The sequence below is a fragment of the Eubacterium uniforme genome (genome assembly GCF_900167115.1).
Classification (GTDB): Bacteria; Bacillota; Clostridia; order Lachnospirales; family Lachnospiraceae; genus Eubacterium_S; species Eubacterium_S uniforme.
Genome location: NZ_FUXZ01000003.1, coordinates 47649 through 65975, shown reverse-complemented (window position 1 = coordinate 65975; position 18327 = coordinate 47649). Strand labels below are relative to the sequence as shown.

The following is an 18327-nucleotide window of genomic DNA, read 5'->3' as shown; positions in this document are numbered from 1 at the left end:
GAGAGATATTATGAGTGAGTCTATTAATAAGGTTGATATTTTATCAATGACTTATGGTGAACTTGAAGAATATTTTTTGAATATAAATGAAAAGTCATTTAGAGCAAAGCAGACTTTTAAATGGCTACATTCAGACAGAGTAAAAACTTATGATGAAATGAGCAATCTTTCTAAAAATCTAAGGGAGATTCTTAAAGAGAATACATATATAAATAACATTGAGGCCATTGATGTTTTAACATCTAAGGAAGATGGAACTAAAAAGTTTTTATTTGAACTTATGGATGGAAATGTTATTGAAAGTGTATTCATGAGATATCATCATGGTAATAGCGTATGCATATCTACTCAGGTTGGCTGTGCGATGGGATGTAAGTTTTGTGCATCAACACTTGATGGCCTTACAAGAAACTTAACTGCGTCTGAAATGTTATCACAGATATATGAGATTACTAGAATTACAGGTGAGCGAATTTCAAACATTGTATTAATGGGAAGTGGTGAACCACTTCATAATTATGATAATGTTTTAAAATTCATAGAATTAATTACAGATGAAAATGGGTATAATCTAAGTGGTAGAAATATTACATTATCCACATGCGGAATTGTACCTAATATATATAAACTTGCAGATTGTAAGCTGCAAATCACATTAGCTATTTCGCTTCATTCAACAACGGATGAAAGAAGAAAGACGCTTATGCCAATAGCTAATAAATATTCTATTGATGAAATATTAAAGGCGACAGATTACTTCTTTGAACAGACAGGACGAAGAATTTCATTTGAATATTGCTTAGTAGCAAATGAAAATGATACAATGGAAGATGCGAATCGTTTATCAAAACTTTTAAATGGACGAAATGCACATGTTAATCTTATTCCAGTTAATCCTATTAAGGAAAGAGATTTCAAGAGCACAAATATGGAGTTTGTACATAAGTTTAAAAATGTTCTTGAAAAAAATGGAATAAATGTTACTATAAGAAGGGAAATGGGCAGGGATATAAATGGTGCCTGTGGACAGCTTAGAAAGAGTTATATTGACAGTAAAGGAGGGAAAAACAGATGATATCATATGGTAGAACTGACGTCGGTTCTAAAAGACAAATGAATCAGGACTATGTATATTATAGTGATAAGCCTGTTGGAAACCTCCCTAATTTATATATTGTTGCAGATGGTATGGGTGGACATAAAGCAGGTGATGTTGCTTCTAGATATACAGTAACTCAGTTTGTTAGCCACATAAAAGAGAATAATGGAAGAAATCCCATTTCTATTATTGATGATGCCATACTTAAAGCGAACGAAGAGCTTATAGAACTTGCTAACACTAATGAAGATTTTGATGGTATGGGTACAACATTGGTTGTATGTTCATATATAGATAAATCATTATTTATAGCAAATATTGGTGATAGCAGATTGTATTTGATTAATAAGGAAAAAATCAAACAGATAACAAGAGACCACTCCTATGTTGAAGAGATGGTTAGTAATGGAGAGATTTCAAGAAGTAATGCAAGACTTCATGAAAAGAAGAATATAATTACAAGAGCTGTTGGTGCATCGATGGATGTTATATCTGATATCTTTGAGATATCCTACCATCATGGAGATATAATACTGATGTGCACTGATGGACTTTCAAATATGGTTGATGATGAAACAATAAAGGATATTGTTCTTAACCATCAGGACTTAGAATTAGCAACTAAAAAGCTTGTAGACGAGGCCAATAAAAATGGCGGAAAGGACAATATTTCGGTATTAATTGTAAGACCGGAATAAAGGGATTAAGATATGTTAAAAAGCGGAACATTTATTAGTGATCGCTATGAAATTTTAGAAAGAGTTGGATCTGGTGGTATGGCGGATGTATATAAAGCTAAATGCCATAAGCTTAATAGATTCGTTGCCATTAAGGTTTTAAAACAAGATTATAGTGAGGATAAGAGTTTTGTTGCAAAGTTCAAAAATGAAGCACAGTCAGCAGCAGGACTATCCCATCCTAATATTGTTAATGTTTACGATGTAGGTGAAGATAATGGTCTTTATTATATCGTAATGGAATTAATAGAAGGAATTACTCTTAAGCAGTACATTGAAAGAAAGGGTAGACTTACAATAAAGGAAAGTGTAAGTATCGCCATTCAGGTTGCACAGGGTATAGAAGCAGCTCACAATAATCATATTATTCATAGAGATATTAAACCGCAGAATATTATTATTTCAAAAGAAGGTAAGGTTAAGGTTACAGACTTTGGTATCGCTAGAGCCACAACAGCTAACACAAATACTATTAATTCAAATGCTGTTGGTTCAGTTCATTATATTTCTCCTGAACAGGCTAGAGGTGGATATATTGACGAAAAGAGTGATATTTATTCACTTGGTATAACACTTTTTGAAATGCTTGCAGGAAGAGTTCCATTTGAAGGGGATAGTACTGTAACTATAGCACTTCAGCATATTCAAAATGATATTCCAAATCTTAAGGCATTGGTTCCGGATATTCCAATTAGTGTTGAAAAGATTGTATATAAATGTACACAGAAGAAGGCAGATAGAAGATATTTAAAGATAAATTCTTTAATTGCAGATTTAAAGAGATCATTAGTTACGCCTGACGAAGATTTTGTTGTTTTATCAACAGTAGGAAATGATGGTACAACGATTGTTATTTCAGATGATGAAATTTCAACAATTAAAAAAGCATCGGCACTTACAGATGATGACATTGATACAATCCAGAGTGGTGATACTAATGATGAACTTAGTAAGACTCAGATTTTAGAAAATGAAAATGATGATATAGATGCAGTTAATCCAAAGTTTGATAAGATAATTGCAGTTGGAAGTATTGCAGTAGGTATAATTATTCTTATATTCCTTATTGTTTTAGTTTCAAAGATAATGAAGAATTTTGGTATTAATACATCTATGAATAATAGTGTAACAGTTAAGACAGAAGAAACTTTAGATGATATGCATACATATGTACCTAATGTAATTGGTCTGACTGAAAATGAAGCCATGGAAAAACTTAATGAAAACGGCTTAGGTGTTGCATATGAATATGATTTCGATGAAACCATTGAAAAAGGTTTAGTATGTAAGCAGTCTGAACTTGCTGATACAGTAGTTGAAAAGCACATACAGGTAGTTATTACATTAAGTAAAGGTCCTGAAGTGCATGATATGATTGATGTTGTTGGACAGGATCTTACTACTGCAATGCAGAAACTTGAAGCATTAGAATTAAATGTTACGGTTGAATATGATTTTAGTCCATCAGAAGTTAATAAAGTAATCGCTCAGAGTAAGTCAACAAGAGTAGATGTTAGAAAGGGTGATGAAGTAACTATTACATGTAGTAGAGGACCTGAATATAAGGCTACTACAACAGTACCAAGCTTAGTTGGTGCAAAACAGAAAGATGTGTCTGGAAAACTTTCAGGTGCAGGTTTAAAACTTGGTAAAGTAATTGAAGTTTATAGTGATACTGTTAAAAAGGACAGAGTAATTGCTCAGTTAGCTAAGTCTGGTAGTCAGCAGCCACTTGGATCTTCAGTTGATATTGTTGTTAGTTTAGGTAAGAAGGAAATTCCTACTGAAACTGAAACACAGGAACAGACTGAAACACAGCAGGAATCACAGTCAGATCAGAACTGGGGTGAACAGCCATCAGATCAGAATTGGGGCGAGCAACCATCAGATCAGAACTGGGGTGAACAGACTACACCACCAAATCAGGGTGAACAGCCATCTGACCCAAATCAACAGGATCAGCAGAATCAGCAGAATCAGCAGAACCAGCAAAACCAAGGATGGCCACAGGGTAATTGGCCACAACAGGGGAACTGGCCACATTAAAGGAATGTAATGCAAGGTAAAATAGTAAAAGGTATAGCAGGTTTTTATTACGTTAATACAAAAGAAGATAAACTTTATGAATGTAAAGCTAAAGGTGTGTTTAGAAATAAATCACAAAAGCCTTTGGTTGGGGATAATGTCTGTATTGATATTATTGATGAGGAAGAATTAAAAGGTAATATTACAAAGCTTCTTCCAAGAAAGAATGAGTTAATAAGACCTGCTGTAGCAAATGTTGATTTAGCTTTGGTTGTTTTTGCTATATCTAATCCAAAACCAAATTTAAACTTACTTGATAAGTTCTTGGTCATGATGGAGTATATGGATGTTAAGACTATTATATGTTTTAATAAGGTTGATGAAACAACTAAAAGCGATATAGAAGATTATAAAAAAATATATGAACCAGCTGGTTATAAGGTATTATTTACAAGTACTTATAATGGTGAAGGAATAGATGAACTTAAGAGTATTATTAAGGGTAAGACCATAGTATTTGCAGGACCATCAGGTGTTGGTAAGTCATCAATACTTAATAGTATTATGGATGATGAACTTATGGATACTGGTGAGATTAGTAAAAAGATTGGTAGAGGTAAGCATACTACAAGACACTCTGAAATTTTTAGACTTGGTCATGATACTTATATATTTGATACTCCAGGATTTAGTACCATTTTTGTTCCACAGATAGATGAGAATAATTTAAGGTTTTATTATCCGGAATTTGCTCCTTATGAGAATCAGTGTAAGTATAATGGTTGTGTTCATGTAAATGAACCAGGATGCGCACTTAAAGAAGCTATAGAAAGTGGTGAAGTATCCAAGGTTAGATATGAAAATTATAAAGAGATTTTTGAGGAATTGAAGAATAATAAGAAGTATTAATGTTTTGTATTGGTTTACAAAAATTATGGGGAATTTTTTAGTGTGAGGAAATAAAAATGAATATTTTAGCACCTTCGATATTATCGGCGGATTTTACAAAACTTGGTGAAGAAATTAAGAGTGTTGTAGAAGGCGGAGCAGAGTATATTCATATTGATGTTATGGATGGTATGTTTGTACCTTCGATATCTTATGGTATGCCTGTCATTAAATCAATACGAAAAGTAACAGATAAGGTTTTTGATGTTCATCTTATGGTTACTGAACCTATTAGATATATTGAAGATTTTAAGAATAGTGGAGCTGATCTTATTACTGTTCATATTGAAGCATGTAAAGACTTAAAGGCTACCATTGAAAAAATAAAAAGTCTTGGAATGAAAGCTTCTGTTGCACTTAAACCAAATACACCGATAGAAAGCGTATTTGAATATGTTCCTATGATTGACATGGTTCTTTGTATGTCAGTAGAGCCGGGCTTTGGTGGTCAGAAGTATATTGATAGTGTTACAGATAAGATAAAAACATTAAAGAAATACATAGATGATAATGGATATAAATGCGACATTGAAGTTGATGGCGGCATTAACTTTGACAACTTGGAGATGGTTCTTGAAGCTGGTATCAATGTAGTTGTTGCAGGATCAACAGTATATTCTGGAGATGTAGTAGCAAATACTAAGAAAATGTGTGAAATCATGCATATTAATTAGTTTAATTAATTTTTTGACATGAATGGAGGTAATATGGATCGAAATGATAATTTATTTGGATTATATGGGTTAATTCAAATGATTCTTGGATTCGCCACATTTGCTATTGTGGTATCAGATATGTTTGGATATAAGCTTCCAAAAAATGCAAAATATGTTGTTATTCCAGTTTACATTATTTTGTTTATTGTATATCTTGTTTTATTAGTAAAATTAAAGAATGCAGGGTATTTTAAAGTTTCTGAGGAAAAGAAGGAAAGCATTAAAGAAAAAGTTAAGGGAAAGAAATAATATATTAGTATATTATTTGATATTAGTATAAATAATAAAAAAGTTGATGGATTCAGGCATAATGAAACGTCGACTTTTTATTATGTAAAAAGAGCGGTAAAGAACAAGGGTATAATTATAAGGTTTTGGCAGGTTTTAAAATTGAAAATGGAGTGTATAGGAAATGAAAAAAGATAAGCTTAAACCAATGTTGTTTAGTGTAATGAAAACCTATGATGGAAAGAAATTTGTAACGGATGTTATTTCCGGTATAATTGTAGCCATTATAGCATTACCTTTATCAATTGCACTTGCACTTGCTTCAGGTGTAGGACCTGAAGAAGGTATTTATACTGCAATTATCGCTGGATTTATTATTTCGTTTTTAGGCGGAAGCCGAGTACAGATTGCTGGACCTACAGCAGCATTTGCTACAATTGTGGCAGGTATTGTTGCTAAAAATGGTATGGGTGGACTTGCACTTGCAACTGTACTAGCTGGTATTTTACTTATGGTTATGGGACTTTTAAGACTTGGTTCTTTAATTAAATTTATCCCATATACAATAACCACTGGATTTACGGCAGGTATTGCTGTAACCATATTAGTTGGACAAATCAAGGATTTTCTAGGATTAAAATATCCTAAAGGAACAGTTACAATTGAAACGATGGAAAAAGTTGAGGCAATTGTAAAGAATATAAAAACAATAAATTATGAAGCTTTAATTGTGGGAGCTGTATGTTTAGTAGTACTAATTATATGGCCATATATTTCTGAGAAAATCCCTGGTTCACTTATTGCTGTGTTTGTTGGAATTGCAATGGTAAAGGGATTAAATATGCATGTTAATACAATTGGTGATTTGTATAAAATTTCTAATAAATTACCATCATTTAAGATGCCTACTATGTCAATTTATGCTGTTAAGAATGTAGCATCTGATGCAGTGACAATTGCTATTTTAGCGGCTATTGAATCACTTTTATCATGCGTAGTTGCCGATGGTATGATTAACTCACATCATCGTTCAAATATGGAACTTATAGCTCAGGGTGCAGGTAACATAGGTTCAGCACTTTTCGGTGGTATTCCGGCAACGGGTGCCATTGCAAGAACTGCAGCGAACATTAAAAATGGTGGTAGAACACCTATAGCAGGTATGGTTCATTCAATAGTGCTTGTGCTTGTACTTATTATTTTAATGCCATATGCGGCACTTATTCCAATGCCTACTATTGCAGCAATTCTTTTCATGGTTGCTTATAATATGTGTCAGTGGAGAACTTTTGTACATCTTTGTAAGACAGCGCCAGTAAGTGATGTTATAGTACTTGTTGTAACATTTATTCTTACAGTGGTATTTGACCTTGTAGTTGCTATTGAAGTTGGTATGATTATGGCTTGCGTACTCTTTATGAAGAGAATGAGTGACGAGTCAGTTGTATCAGGTTGGAAGTATTATGATCCTGAAGAAGATCCAGATGGTATTGATCTAAAGGAACTTCCAAAGCATGTTCGTGTATATGAGATTTCAGGACCTATGTTTTTTGGTGATGCTGATAGACTTGCAGAAGTTCATTTTAAGGATTTTACAGAAGTTATTATCTTTAGAATGAGAGGTGTGCCAGCGTTAGATGCATCAGCTATGCATGCCATGGAAGGTCTTTTTGAGAGATGTAAGGAAGCAAACATTCAGATGGTATTTTCTCATGTAAATGAGCAGCCTATGAAGACTATGGAAAGATGCGGATTTGTTGATAAGGTTGGAAAAGAAAACTTTAAGCCACATATTGATGATGCCATAGCGTGGGCTAGTAGTATTAGAAAAAAATAATATAGAATAGTAAAGTCTTCTATGATAATATATTTTATTATAGAAGACTTTTTTCTTTGGAGGATTAGCACATATGAATATTTTAGTTATTGGTGGAACAAGGTTTTTTGGAATTCCAATGGTGGATGATTTATTAAAGAAAGGCCATGAAGTTACAATTGCAACAAGAGGAATGGCAAAAGATAAATATGGTGATAAAGTTAATAGAATTATATTTGATAGATGTAATGCAGATAGTATCAAAACGCAACTAAGTAATAAGCATTTTGATGTGGTTATTGATAAAATTGCATATTGTTCAAATGATGTTAAAAATCTATTGGATGTTATTGATTGCGATAAATATATTTATATGTCTACTACAGCAGTATATGATCCGAAACATATTGATACTTCAGAAACAGATTTTAATGCAGCAGAAGGTGAGCTTATATGGTGTGATAGAGGAGATTATCCATATGATGTAATTAAAAGACATGCTGAATATGCACTATGGCAAAAGTATTCAGATAAAAAGTTTATTGCTGTTAGATATCCCTTTGTTATAGGTAAAGACGATTATACAAATCGAATCCGTTTTTATGTTGAACATGTGATGGAAGAGAAACCTATGAATATTGATAATGTAGATTATCAGATGGGATATATAAGATCTGATGAAGCAGGTGATTTTATATCGTTCTTGGTTGATAAGGAATTTGAAGGTGCGATTAATGGTGCTTCAAATGGAACTATTTCACTTAGAGAGATTATAAACTATGTTGAAGATAAAACTGGTAAGAAAGCAGTAATGGATAAAAATGGTGATGATGCTCCATATAATGGAGAAGTTGAATATAGTATTAATACAAAACTAGCCCAAAGTCTTGGATTTAAGTTTAATAATTTAAATGATTATATCTATGATTTGATAGATTATTATATTGACGAAATAAATAGAAGTTGGTAAATTATCGGGAGATTAAATAATGAATAAAGATAGTATTAATGCTAATTTAATAGCTAATAAAGAATGGAATAAAACATATGATAATCTTTGGGATAAAGAGATTAAGTATGATGATTGGTTAGATTCATTTAAGGAATACATAGAGAATACTAATAAACCCATAATTGATTTAGGATGTGGTTTTGGAAATGATACTTTATATTTAAGAAAGATGGGTAAGGAAGTAATACCTTGTGATTATTCAGAAATTGCAATTAAGAATGTTAAAGAGAACTTTCCTGATATTAAAAGAGTTGAGTGTTTTGATATGACGAAAGGATTACCATTCACTGATAATTGTACAGATGTAGTAATTGCAGATTTAACATTACATTATTTCACTAAGGAAGATACCTTTATGATTTTAGATGAAATAAAGAGGGTGTTAAATAAAGGTGGTGTGTTGTTTTTAAGAGTTAATTCGGTGGAAGACGTAAATCACGGAGCAATGCAGGGGGAAGAAATTGAATATCACTTATTTAAAACAAGTGATGGTAGATATAAACGATTCTTTGATGAAGATGATATTGATTTCTTCTTCAAGGATTGGAAAAAATTATATGTAAATGAAGAAAGCATGAAACGCTACAAGGAAGAAAAGATTCTTTGGAAGTGTGCTTTTGTACAACTTTAAAAATACAATATTATCAGTTGGTAGAAGTTTAATGTTATCCAAATTTTATTTTCTATCTTGGACTCAGCTCTCGCACGGTGCGGGCTTCCCCTAGCCACACTAAGTTCGAAAGATATTGTTTTTTATATGATTTATTAATTTTATCCGTATAATACAAGTATTACATAGTAAAATCAGGAACAACTAGATTTGAATGCAAGCATTCATCTAGTCATTCCTGATTTTATTACATAACGCTTAACGTTATGCGAATAAAATTCATAAATCACAAACAACATCTTTCTCACTAAGTGTAGAGACCCGCAACGGTCCCAGATAGAATAATAAAATTTTCCTAACTCTTAAACTTCTACCAACTGATAATACACATTACATATTATTTAATCTTTACGTCAATTTTTGATTTTAAGTGTCTTCCTGAAATCATAAAATTATAAGTACCGTCTTCCTTGATGGTAAAATTGTCATGTTTTGAATTTTTGTAGTCTGCAAAGAAGATTGATTTCTTTTCTTCTGGACTAATGTCAATGTGTAAGAAACCTTTATCCATCTTTATATTAAAATCTATTATATCACCTTTTTTTAATTCGTATGTTTTACTAAGTGATTTATTTAATGTATCTGCATCAACAGTGTATACACCATCAGTATCTTTAATTTCATAAGTTGATTTATGTGAGTGATAATAAATCAAACCAGTTGATACGAATCCAAGAATAATTAAACCATATAATACTATATATTTAGCTAAATAAGCTTTGCTATCGGAGTGTACATTTTTTTCGTGTTTGTGCCACTGGAAAATAAAAAGTGAAAACATAACTAAGTAAATGACATTTAACACAGTAAATATATTAGCGAATATATTATCCATTTTAATACTTGTTGTACTAACGCCGAAAGATGTTCTTAGAAGCTGTGGAAATAAAATACAGAAGTATATTATAAGTAATGGAATAACTCGTCCTGTATATACTCTTTTTTGTAAATCAAATTTTGATTCAGCATCATTAAATATATCTTCTTCATCAGCTTTTCCAGTCTTACGAAAATAACTATATCCAACAAAGTCAGTTATATGTTCCCAACCACAGTCTGAAAACATCTGAAAGTAGTCGTTTTTGTTCTTTAAGCCTTCTTGATTGTAATCTAATTTATAAGAAACTTCCTCTGGATTACAACGGCTAAAGTGATAAAATCCGAGTAAATGTACACTTTCAAACTTCCAACCTTTAGCATGCATTTTGCTTAAGAAACGTTCTTCTTGTTCTTGCTGTACGATTGTAAAATATTTAAAAACTGTTTTTGTATTTCCCATCTATTTCATCTCCTTCATGTTCTTATATAATCTTTCGATTCTTTTCATTTCAAGATCTAAAACTTCTTGTCCTAATTCGGTAATGGAGTAGAGTTTTCGCTTTTCTTCTTCACGTACAAATTTAATAATCTTATCTTTCTTCATTTTAGAAAGACTTCCGTACATGGTACCTGGAGCAAGAACTATTTCTCCATTTGTCATTTCTTTTACAGCCTGAACAACTCCGTACCCATGATTTGGAGTTCGTAAACATAGTAGAATGTAAAACGAAGTCTCCGTCATTGGTACATAAACTTTTTTGATATGAGCATCCATAATTTTTCACCTCTTTATAAATTTTTTCAATATTTTTAAAGTATACTTTATGTTTCGCAGCAAATGCATATGAATTCGCCATGTTGTATCGAACTTTGATATATCACAGTAAGATGTATCGCACTTCGATATAATCATAATATCGCACTGCGATATATATGTCAATACTAAAAATAAATTTTTTTTAATATGTTTTTGTATGCGAATATCATAATATATTGTATAATAAGACAAATGGGAAAATTACTCATTGAAAAATTATGTATTGATTTGTTTTGTTTAAAAAATTGAGGAAAACATACGATATGGAGGTAATGTTTATGAATGAAACAATTAAGGTTTTGGAAAGCAGAAGAAGTTGTAGAAATTTCAAATCAGACATGATTAAAGATGAGGAATTAAAAACAATTCTTGAGGCTGGAACATACGCTGCAACAGGTATGGGAAAACAGAGTCCTATAATTATTGCAGTTACAGACAAGAAACTTCGTGATGAAATATCAGAAGAAAACAGAAAAATCGGAGGATGGGGAGAAGACTTTGATCCATTCTATGGTGCACCTGTTATCTTGATTGTATTAGCTGATAAGGAAGTTTCAACTCATGTTTATGATGGCTCACTTGTTATGGGTAATCTTATGAATGCAGCTGAAAGCCTTGGAATTGCAAGTATTTGGATTCACAGAGCAAGAGAAGAATTTGAATCAGAGTTCGGAAAGAACCTTCTTAAAAAACTCGGTATTGAAGGCGATTATGAAGGCATAGGGCACTGTGCTTTAGGATATGCGGCAGAACCTTTAAAAGCACCAGTAGCTAGAAAAGATAATTATATATATTATGTATAAATCGCACGGTAGAGAGAATTAGGAGGTTATTATAGTATGAAAAATTATGATATTGTTAATGGACCTAAGAATGTATCTGCTATTGTACAGGGATGTATGAGAATGCCATCTCTTTCAAAGGAAGATGCAGCGAAGGTTATTAGAACAGCATATGATTGTGGTATTAATTTCTATGATCATGCAACTTGTTATGGTATGGGGGATGCTGAAGTAAGATTCGCAGAAGCCTTTCCATTAACAGGTCTTAAGAGAGAAGATATTTATATTCAGAGTAAGTGCGGTATTTGCCCTGAAAGAAGTGAATTTGATTGGACAAAGGAAAACATCATTTCAAGTGTTGATGGAATTCTTGATCGATTAAAGGTAGATTTCCTTGATACATTATTACTTCATAGACCGGATGTTTTATTTGATCCTGAAGAAGTTGCAGAAGCATTTGCTGAACTTGAAAAGAATGGTAAGGTAAAATATTTTGGTGTAAGTAATCTTGTACCAATGCAAATTGAATTATTAAAGAAGTATGTTAAGCAGGATTTGATTATTAATCAGGTACAGTTATCACTTGAGCAATCACAGCTTATTGATCAGGCTCTTTATATGAATAATAAAACAACTGATATGTCAGTTAATAGAGATGGTAATGCACTTGATTATTGCAGGCTTAATGATATTACTATTCAAGCATGGTCACCACTTCAGGTTGGTATGTTTGGTGGTACATTTATTGATAATCCTGACTTCCCAGAACTTAATAAAGTTTTAGGTGAATTAGCAGAACGTGAAGGCGTATCAAAGGCTGCAATTGCAATAGCATGGATACTTAGACATCCTGCAAAAATGCAGGCTATTATTGGAACTATGAATCCAGAGCATATTAAGGATATATGTGCAGCTACAGATGTTAAATTATCACATAATGACTGGTATAAATTATACTTATCAGCAGGTAAGTTTTTACCATAAAGTTTAAAAAAGAGGTAATAAATGAATCAAAATGTTATGATTACAGGAGCCGGTAAAAAGGTTGGTCTTGGTTTTAATCTTGTATTAAGATATCTTGAAGCTGGCAATAAAGTTGTAGCAACCGTAAGAAAAGAATCACCTGAACTTGAAGAACTAAAAAAAGAATATGGTGATAATTTAATTATTCTTATGATGGATATAGGCAATACGGAATCAGTTGAAAATGCAGCCAGAGAGTTGTCAGAGAAAGTTGATCATCTTGATCTTTTAATTAATAATGCTGTTACAGTTTCACCTGATTGTGACAAGGGATTCTTTGATGCAAATCTTGATTACATTGCAAAAACTGTTGATGTTGCTGCAGTAGGACCAATGCGAGTTATAAAAGCATTTTATGGTCTTTTGAAAAAGAGTGAAATGACTTCACTTATTATGAATATTTCTTCTGAAGCAGGAAGTATTTCAAAGTGTTACAGGACTAACATGATAGATTATGGAATGGCTAAGGCCGCGCTTAATATGGCTACCATGAATCTTGTAAATACATTTAAGGACGATAAAAAGATTAATATCTTTTGTGTTCATCCAGGTTGGATTAGAACGGACGGAAGAGAAGATAATCCAGCACCACTTTCTTCGTATGAAGCAGCACAGATTCTTTTAGAACTTTTTGAAAAACGAAGAAATGATTTTGATGGACATAGATTTATAACAAATGAGGATGTTGATTATCCATTCTAAATAACTAGTAATAGAGGTGTAAAATGATACAGGATATATTCCCAAGTAACTTAAATATAGAATATAAGACTATAGAAGCAAAAGATGATGATTACGTACTTGTTTTTGATGAAAAAGGTAGATTATATGTAGGTGGAGATAGTAGTAAAGTGATACTAACTACTAAAAAGGAAGTAAAATCTAATAATATAATTTATCTTTTTAGTATTGATGATGAAAAATATTTTTTATGTAATGAGTATGTTGAAATTAGTAAAGAAGGTTTTTCTTATTATACTATTAGAGAACTTAGGGATAAATATTCTGGTAAGGACATAATGGCAATGTTTACAGCATACCACTTGTGGAAGTGGTATGCTGATAATGTGTATTGTGGAAAGTGTGCAGGAAAACTTGAGATAGATAATAAGGAAAGAGCTCTTAGATGTAGTTGTGGAAATGTTATATATCCAAGAATTAATCCAGCGGTTATTGTTGGTGTTTTAAAAGGAGATTCAATTCTTATAACAAGATATAATAGAGGATATGCACATAATGCATTAGTCGCAGGATTTGCTGAGATTGGTGAAACGCTTGAAGAAACAGTTAAGCGTGAAGTGATGGAAGAAACCGGCGTTAAGGTTAAAAATATAAGATATTATAAATCTCAGCCTTGGGGTATGGCACAGGATATTCTTGTTGGCTTTTATTGTGAAGTTGATGGTGACAGTGAAATAAATATGGATAAGGATGAGTTAAAATATGCAGAGTGGGTTAAGCGTAAAGATATTGTTTTACAACCAAATAATTTAAGCTTAACTAACGAAATGATGAAGATGTTTAAAGAAAGTAAAATATAATTGCAGACTTAGATTAGGAGGGCTTTTACATGCATTACAGAAATTTTAAAACAGTAGTTTATTTACCAGCGTGGATTGCTAAGAACATGACTAGTGAAAAACTTGCAAGTGATTATGAGTTTTTAGAAAAATACATTGGACTTGATAAGATATATTTAGAGACTCATAGAGAAGATATAGACATAGACAAAGAACAGATATTAATGATTAAGAATTTTCTTGAAAGTAAAGGCGTGGAGGTATCCGGTGGTATTACAACTGTAACACCTGATTTTGAAGGCGCGGGGGGTGGTAAGAGGAGATTATTTAATACCATGTGTTATACAGATCCAGCAATGAGAGAAAAGGTTAAGGAAATTTCAGAATATACAGCTAGTCTTTTTGATGAAGTTATTTTGGATGATTTTTATTTTACAAATTGTTCTTGTGAAAGCTGTATTAAGGCAAAAGGAGACAGAGACTGGGTTACTTTTAGAAAGGAACTTATGATTGATGTTTCAAAGAACTTAATTGTAGATCCTGCAAAAAAAGTTAATCCAAAAGTTAAAATGGTAGTAAAATACCCTAACTGGAGGGAGTCTTATCATTTTACAGGATATCTTCCAAAAGAAGAACAGGATATATTTGATGCAACATATATTGGAACAGAAACAAGAAGTCCTAAATATGCCGATCAGCATTTGCCAGAGTACCTAAGTTATTCACTTGTAAGATATATGGAGAATGCTTGGCCTGATAGAAACGGTGGAGGCTGGTTTGATATTTTTCAATGTTGGTCTTCAGATAGATATCTAGAACAGGGGTATCTTACAGCATTTGCTAAGGCTAAGGAACTTATGCATTTTGAATGGAGTAATTTGATTGATAATCGCTTCGTTGGAGGTATGGGAATACAGCTTAAAAAGATTGATGATATGCTTGATAATGTTGGAAATCCAACAGGTGTGGCTACATATATTCCATATGAATCTAGTGGTGAAAATCATCTTGAAATGAGATTTGGAATGATTGGTATTCCGATTGAAGCAACTCCAAATTTCCCATCTGATAAAAAGAACATTTTACTTACGGAAAGTTCAGCTTGCGATAAAGATGTTGTTGAAAAACTAAGTGAGTATGTTAAGAATGGTGGGGAAGCTGTTATTACAACTGGTTTCTTGAAAGAACGTGGAGATGAATTAAGAGCGGCTGGCCTTACAGAAGCTATAGTTACAGATAGAAAGATAAATGTAACGAGATATCAGATGACTGGGGATTGGGCAGGATATATAGATGATGTGAAACCAATTATATTCCCAGAAATAGTACATGGAAATAATGAGTCGTGGTCACTTCTTAATGGTGGCGATGGTGATTATCATACATCACTTGTACTTATGAGTACATATGGAAAGGGAAGAATATTTATAGTTTCTATTCCTGATAATCAGGCTGATATTTATAGAATTCCTAGACTAGCAAATGACGTGTTAAAAAGAATAGTTCGTACTAATACATATGCATCTGGTAAGGATTTTTCAATGTTTACATATGATGATGGTAGTATGATTTTTTATCGATATGTAAAGGAAGATGTTAGACCTGCTCACATAAAAGTATATAATGAGGGTGATGTTAGCATATTTAAAGATGAAACTAACGATAGAGAATACAAAGTAGAAAGTTGTGAAGTTTGGGAAGATTTTGAAAAACATGAATATAAATATGTGGACATAATCTTATTCCCAGGAGAATTCATAAAAGCTAGATGGAAATAAGATGGTTTAATTGGCATATAATTTTATATTATATGCCAGTTAAAATTTTAGGAGATATAAATGAATGGATTAAAATTTTTACTAATATATATTATAATAATGAATGTGGTTGGCTTTTTTATTATGGGTATTGATAAGAGAAAGGCCAAAAAGCATGCTTGGAGGATTCCTGAAAAGACTTTATTTTTAGTTAGTCTAATAGGTGGAAGCATTGGGACACTTTTAGGGATGTATGTGTTTAGACATAAAACAAAGCATTGGTACTTTGTAATAGGTATGCCACTTATTCTTATTGTACATATTATTTTGGCAGTTATATTTATATAGGAGATGGGTAAATGAAACAACCAAAAATGATCATTTTTGATTATGGACAGACATTAGTTGATGAGGAAATTTTTGATGGAGTAAAGGGGACTGAAGCAGTTCTTAAACACGCTGTCAAGAATAAATATAATCTTTCTGCAGAACAAGTTCAGGAGGAAGCACAGAAGATAAATGCTGAAATAGGACGTTTTAATCCTAATATACATCCTAAAGATGCTGATTTAGAGGTTCATAATAGAGTTTTTTCAAAATATTTGTATGAATCACTAGGCATTGAATTAGATATAGATTTTGATATGATTGATAGAATTTTCTGGGATAATGCATCTCCAGGAAAGCCAACAGATGGGATAGAAGAGTTTTTAGATTATTTAAATGATGAAGGAATTCGAACCGGTGTGTTAAGTAATATTTCATATTCAGGAAAAGTTGTTGAAGAAAGAATTTGCAATTTAATTCCTGGTAATCATTTTGAATTTATTATTTCAACAAGTGAATATTTATTTAGGAAACCAAATAAAAGAATTTTTAATTTGGTAATGGAAAAGGCTGATTTAAAAGCTAGCGACATATGGTTCGCTGGTGATAATTTTGAATGTGATATTGAAGGTGCTAAAGAGGCTGGAATGACTCCTATATGGTATAGAGGAGCAAGTGATAAAAGTAAAGATCATGGGGACGTTTTAAAGATTAGCTCTTGGACGGATCTTAAAAATATAATTGAAGAAACAAAAAAATAATGGTTGAAAGAAAAGGAGAAAATATTTGATAGGAGAATTTGTAAAAGTTACGGTGGATAGACCACTTGGAAGTTACCATCCGGAATATAAGGATATGTATTATCCCATTAATTATGGATACATAGAGGGGATAATTGCACCTGATGGGGAAGAACAGGATGCTTATATTCTAGGAGTTGATGAGCCATTAAAAGTGTTTAAAGGAAAAATTATTGCTATTATTAGAAGAAGTGATGATGTGGAAGAAAAGTGGGTTGTTGCACCTGAGGGGGCAGAATATACTGCTGATGAGATTATGAAACAGGTAGAATTTACAGAAAAATTTTATGATTCAACAGTTATAATGTAAAAAAGGAGAGAAAAAAAAGAAATGAAGGAATATTTTGAAGAAAGGTTTGATGAGGAGAGAGCTTTATACGGAAGTAATAACATTCAGGTTATAAAGTGTTCTTTTGATGGACCGGCAGATGGTGAAAGTGCCATGAAGGAAAGCAATAACATATTTGTTAGTAATTCATATTTTAACTTAAGATATCCATTTTGGCATGATGAAAATGTAAAAATAATTGATTGTGAGATGACTGATAAATGTAGAGCTGCTTTATGGTATTCAAATAACATAGATATTGAAAATACAAAAATGCATGGCATAAAAGCACTTAGAGAGTCTGGTAATATTCAAATAAAAAATAGTGATATTGTATCACCAGAGTTTGGATGGTTTATTCATGATTTTATTATAAAGGATTCAAGGATAGATAGTGAATATTGTATGATGAAATCAAATAAACTTAGGTTTGAGAACATTAAGATGTCAGGAAAGTATTCATTTCAATATATTGAAGATTGTGTCTTTGAAAATTGTGACTTAGATACAAAGGATGCATTTTGGCATGCTAAGAATGTTTATGTGAAAGATTGTAAGGTGAAAGGTGAATATCTTGCCTGGTATTGCGAGAATGTTACATTTGAAAATTGTACAATAATAGGAACGCAGCCTTTATGTTATTGTAAGAATCTTAAACTTATTAATTGTAAAATGATAGATACTGATTTATCCTTTGAAAAATCAGAAGTTGAAGCAGATTTAATTGGTGAGATTATAAGTATTAAAAATCCTAAGAGTGGATACATAAAGGTTGATAGCGTTAATGATATTATAATGGATGATGAAAATGCTAAGGCTGAAATAATTATAAATAAAATATGATGAATATTAATAATACATTTAGATAGTATCAAATTGATACTATCTAAATGTATGTATATA

20 protein-coding genes are annotated in these 18327 nt (G+C 31.9%); 18 read left to right on the top strand and 2 right to left on the bottom strand.

Annotated features, from left to right (window positions below; translation table 11 throughout):
• Positions 1–10 precede the first annotated feature (10 nt).
• From rlmN to B5D16_RS01820, 9 genes are all read left to right on the top strand, one after another.
• The gene (gene rlmN, locus B5D16_RS01860) at positions 11–1075 is read left to right on the top strand and encodes a dual-specificity RNA methyltransferase RlmN (RefSeq protein WP_078765267.1); all 1065 of its coding nucleotides are present in this window, start codon (positions 11–13) and stop codon (positions 1073–1075) included.
• Entirely contained in the window at positions 1072–1797 is a 726-nt protein-coding gene (locus B5D16_RS01855; RefSeq protein ID WP_078765266.1) for a Stp1/IreP family PP2C-type Ser/Thr phosphatase, read from the top strand. The genes rlmN and B5D16_RS01855 overlap by 4 nt, the downstream gene beginning before the upstream one ends.
• A gap of 12 nt (positions 1798–1809) precedes the next feature.
• The gene (pknB, locus tag B5D16_RS01850) at positions 1810–3882 is read left to right on the top strand and encodes a Stk1 family PASTA domain-containing Ser/Thr kinase (RefSeq protein ID WP_078765265.1); all 2073 of its coding nucleotides are present in this window, start codon (positions 1810–1812) and stop codon (positions 3880–3882) included.
• Positions 3883–3891: 9 nt separating this feature from the next.
• Positions 3892–4770 (top strand): ribosome small subunit-dependent GTPase A, encoded by an 879-nt coding sequence (gene rsgA, locus B5D16_RS01845; RefSeq protein ID WP_078765264.1) that lies wholly within the window; start codon positions 3892–3894, stop codon positions 4768–4770.
• Between the two features lie 56 nt (positions 4771–4826).
• The gene (gene rpe / locus B5D16_RS01840; RefSeq protein WP_078765263.1) at positions 4827–5483 is read left to right on the top strand and encodes a ribulose-phosphate 3-epimerase; all 657 of its coding nucleotides are present in this window, start codon (positions 4827–4829) and stop codon (positions 5481–5483) included.
• A 33-nt stretch (positions 5484–5516) separates the two neighbouring features.
• Entirely contained in the window at positions 5517–5774 is a 258-nt protein-coding gene (locus B5D16_RS01835) for a hypothetical protein (RefSeq protein WP_078765262.1), read from the top strand.
• A gap of 163 nt (positions 5775–5937) precedes the next feature.
• Complete coding sequence (locus B5D16_RS01830) at positions 5938–7590, top strand: SulP family inorganic anion transporter (protein WP_078765261.1); 1653 nt, start codon at positions 5938–5940, stop codon at positions 7588–7590.
• Between the two features lie 73 nt (positions 7591–7663).
• Positions 7664–8539 (top strand): NAD-dependent epimerase/dehydratase family protein, encoded by an 876-nt coding sequence (locus B5D16_RS01825; RefSeq protein ID WP_078765260.1) that lies wholly within the window; start codon positions 7664–7666, stop codon positions 8537–8539.
• A 19-nt stretch (positions 8540–8558) separates the two neighbouring features.
• Positions 8559–9212, top strand: coding sequence for a class I SAM-dependent methyltransferase (locus tag B5D16_RS01820; protein ID WP_078765259.1), 654 nt, complete (start codon positions 8559–8561; stop codon positions 9210–9212).
• A gap of 376 nt (positions 9213–9588) precedes the next feature.
• Here B5D16_RS01820 and B5D16_RS01815 read toward each other — a convergent pair whose 3' ends face one another.
• Together B5D16_RS01815 and B5D16_RS01810 are read right to left on the bottom strand one after the other, a co-directional pair.
• Complete coding sequence (locus tag B5D16_RS01815) at positions 9589–10530, bottom strand: DUF2812 domain-containing protein (protein WP_078765258.1); 942 nt, start codon at positions 10528–10530, stop codon at positions 9589–9591.
• Positions 10531–10845 (bottom strand): PadR family transcriptional regulator, encoded by a 315-nt coding sequence (locus B5D16_RS01810; RefSeq protein ID WP_078765257.1) that lies wholly within the window; start codon positions 10843–10845, stop codon positions 10531–10533.
• A 320-nt stretch (positions 10846–11165) separates the two neighbouring features.
• Between B5D16_RS01810 and B5D16_RS01805 the strand changes: the two genes are divergently transcribed.
• From B5D16_RS01805 to B5D16_RS01765, 9 genes are read left to right on the top strand one after another with little or no spacing between them, the layout of a single operon-like run.
• Complete coding sequence (locus tag B5D16_RS01805; protein ID WP_078765256.1) at positions 11166–11690, top strand: nitroreductase; 525 nt, start codon at positions 11166–11168, stop codon at positions 11688–11690.
• A gap of 36 nt (positions 11691–11726) precedes the next feature.
• Complete coding sequence (locus tag B5D16_RS01800) at positions 11727–12653, top strand: aldo/keto reductase (protein ID WP_078765255.1); 927 nt, start codon at positions 11727–11729, stop codon at positions 12651–12653.
• A gap of 21 nt (positions 12654–12674) precedes the next feature.
• Positions 12675–13394, top strand: coding sequence for an SDR family NAD(P)-dependent oxidoreductase (locus B5D16_RS01795; protein WP_078765254.1), 720 nt, complete (start codon positions 12675–12677; stop codon positions 13392–13394).
• A 23-nt stretch (positions 13395–13417) separates the two neighbouring features.
• Positions 13418–14233 carry an NAD(+) diphosphatase gene (gene nudC, locus B5D16_RS01790; protein WP_078765253.1) on the top strand — a complete coding sequence of 272 codons (816 nt, stop codon included), beginning with the start codon at positions 13418–13420 and terminating at the stop codon, positions 14231–14233.
• Positions 14234–14262: 29 nt separating this feature from the next.
• A complete protein-coding gene (locus tag B5D16_RS01785) occupies positions 14263–15990 on the top strand; it encodes a hypothetical protein (protein ID WP_078765252.1) in 1728 nt (575 codons plus the stop codon).
• A gap of 60 nt (positions 15991–16050) precedes the next feature.
• A complete protein-coding gene (locus B5D16_RS01780; protein WP_078765251.1) occupies positions 16051–16317 on the top strand; it encodes a DUF1294 domain-containing protein in 267 nt (88 codons plus the stop codon).
• A gap of 11 nt (positions 16318–16328) precedes the next feature.
• On the top strand, positions 16329–17057 hold the full coding sequence (locus B5D16_RS01775) for an HAD family hydrolase (protein WP_078765250.1): 729 nt from the start codon (positions 16329–16331) through the stop codon (positions 17055–17057).
• Between the two features lie 25 nt (positions 17058–17082).
• Positions 17083–17406 carry an inorganic diphosphatase gene (locus B5D16_RS01770; RefSeq protein ID WP_078765249.1) on the top strand — a complete coding sequence of 108 codons (324 nt, stop codon included), beginning with the start codon at positions 17083–17085 and terminating at the stop codon, positions 17404–17406.
• A gap of 21 nt (positions 17407–17427) precedes the next feature.
• Complete coding sequence (locus B5D16_RS01765) at positions 17428–18267, top strand: DUF3737 family protein (RefSeq protein WP_078765248.1); 840 nt, start codon at positions 17428–17430, stop codon at positions 18265–18267.
• The last annotated feature ends 60 nt before the right edge of the window (positions 18268–18327 follow it).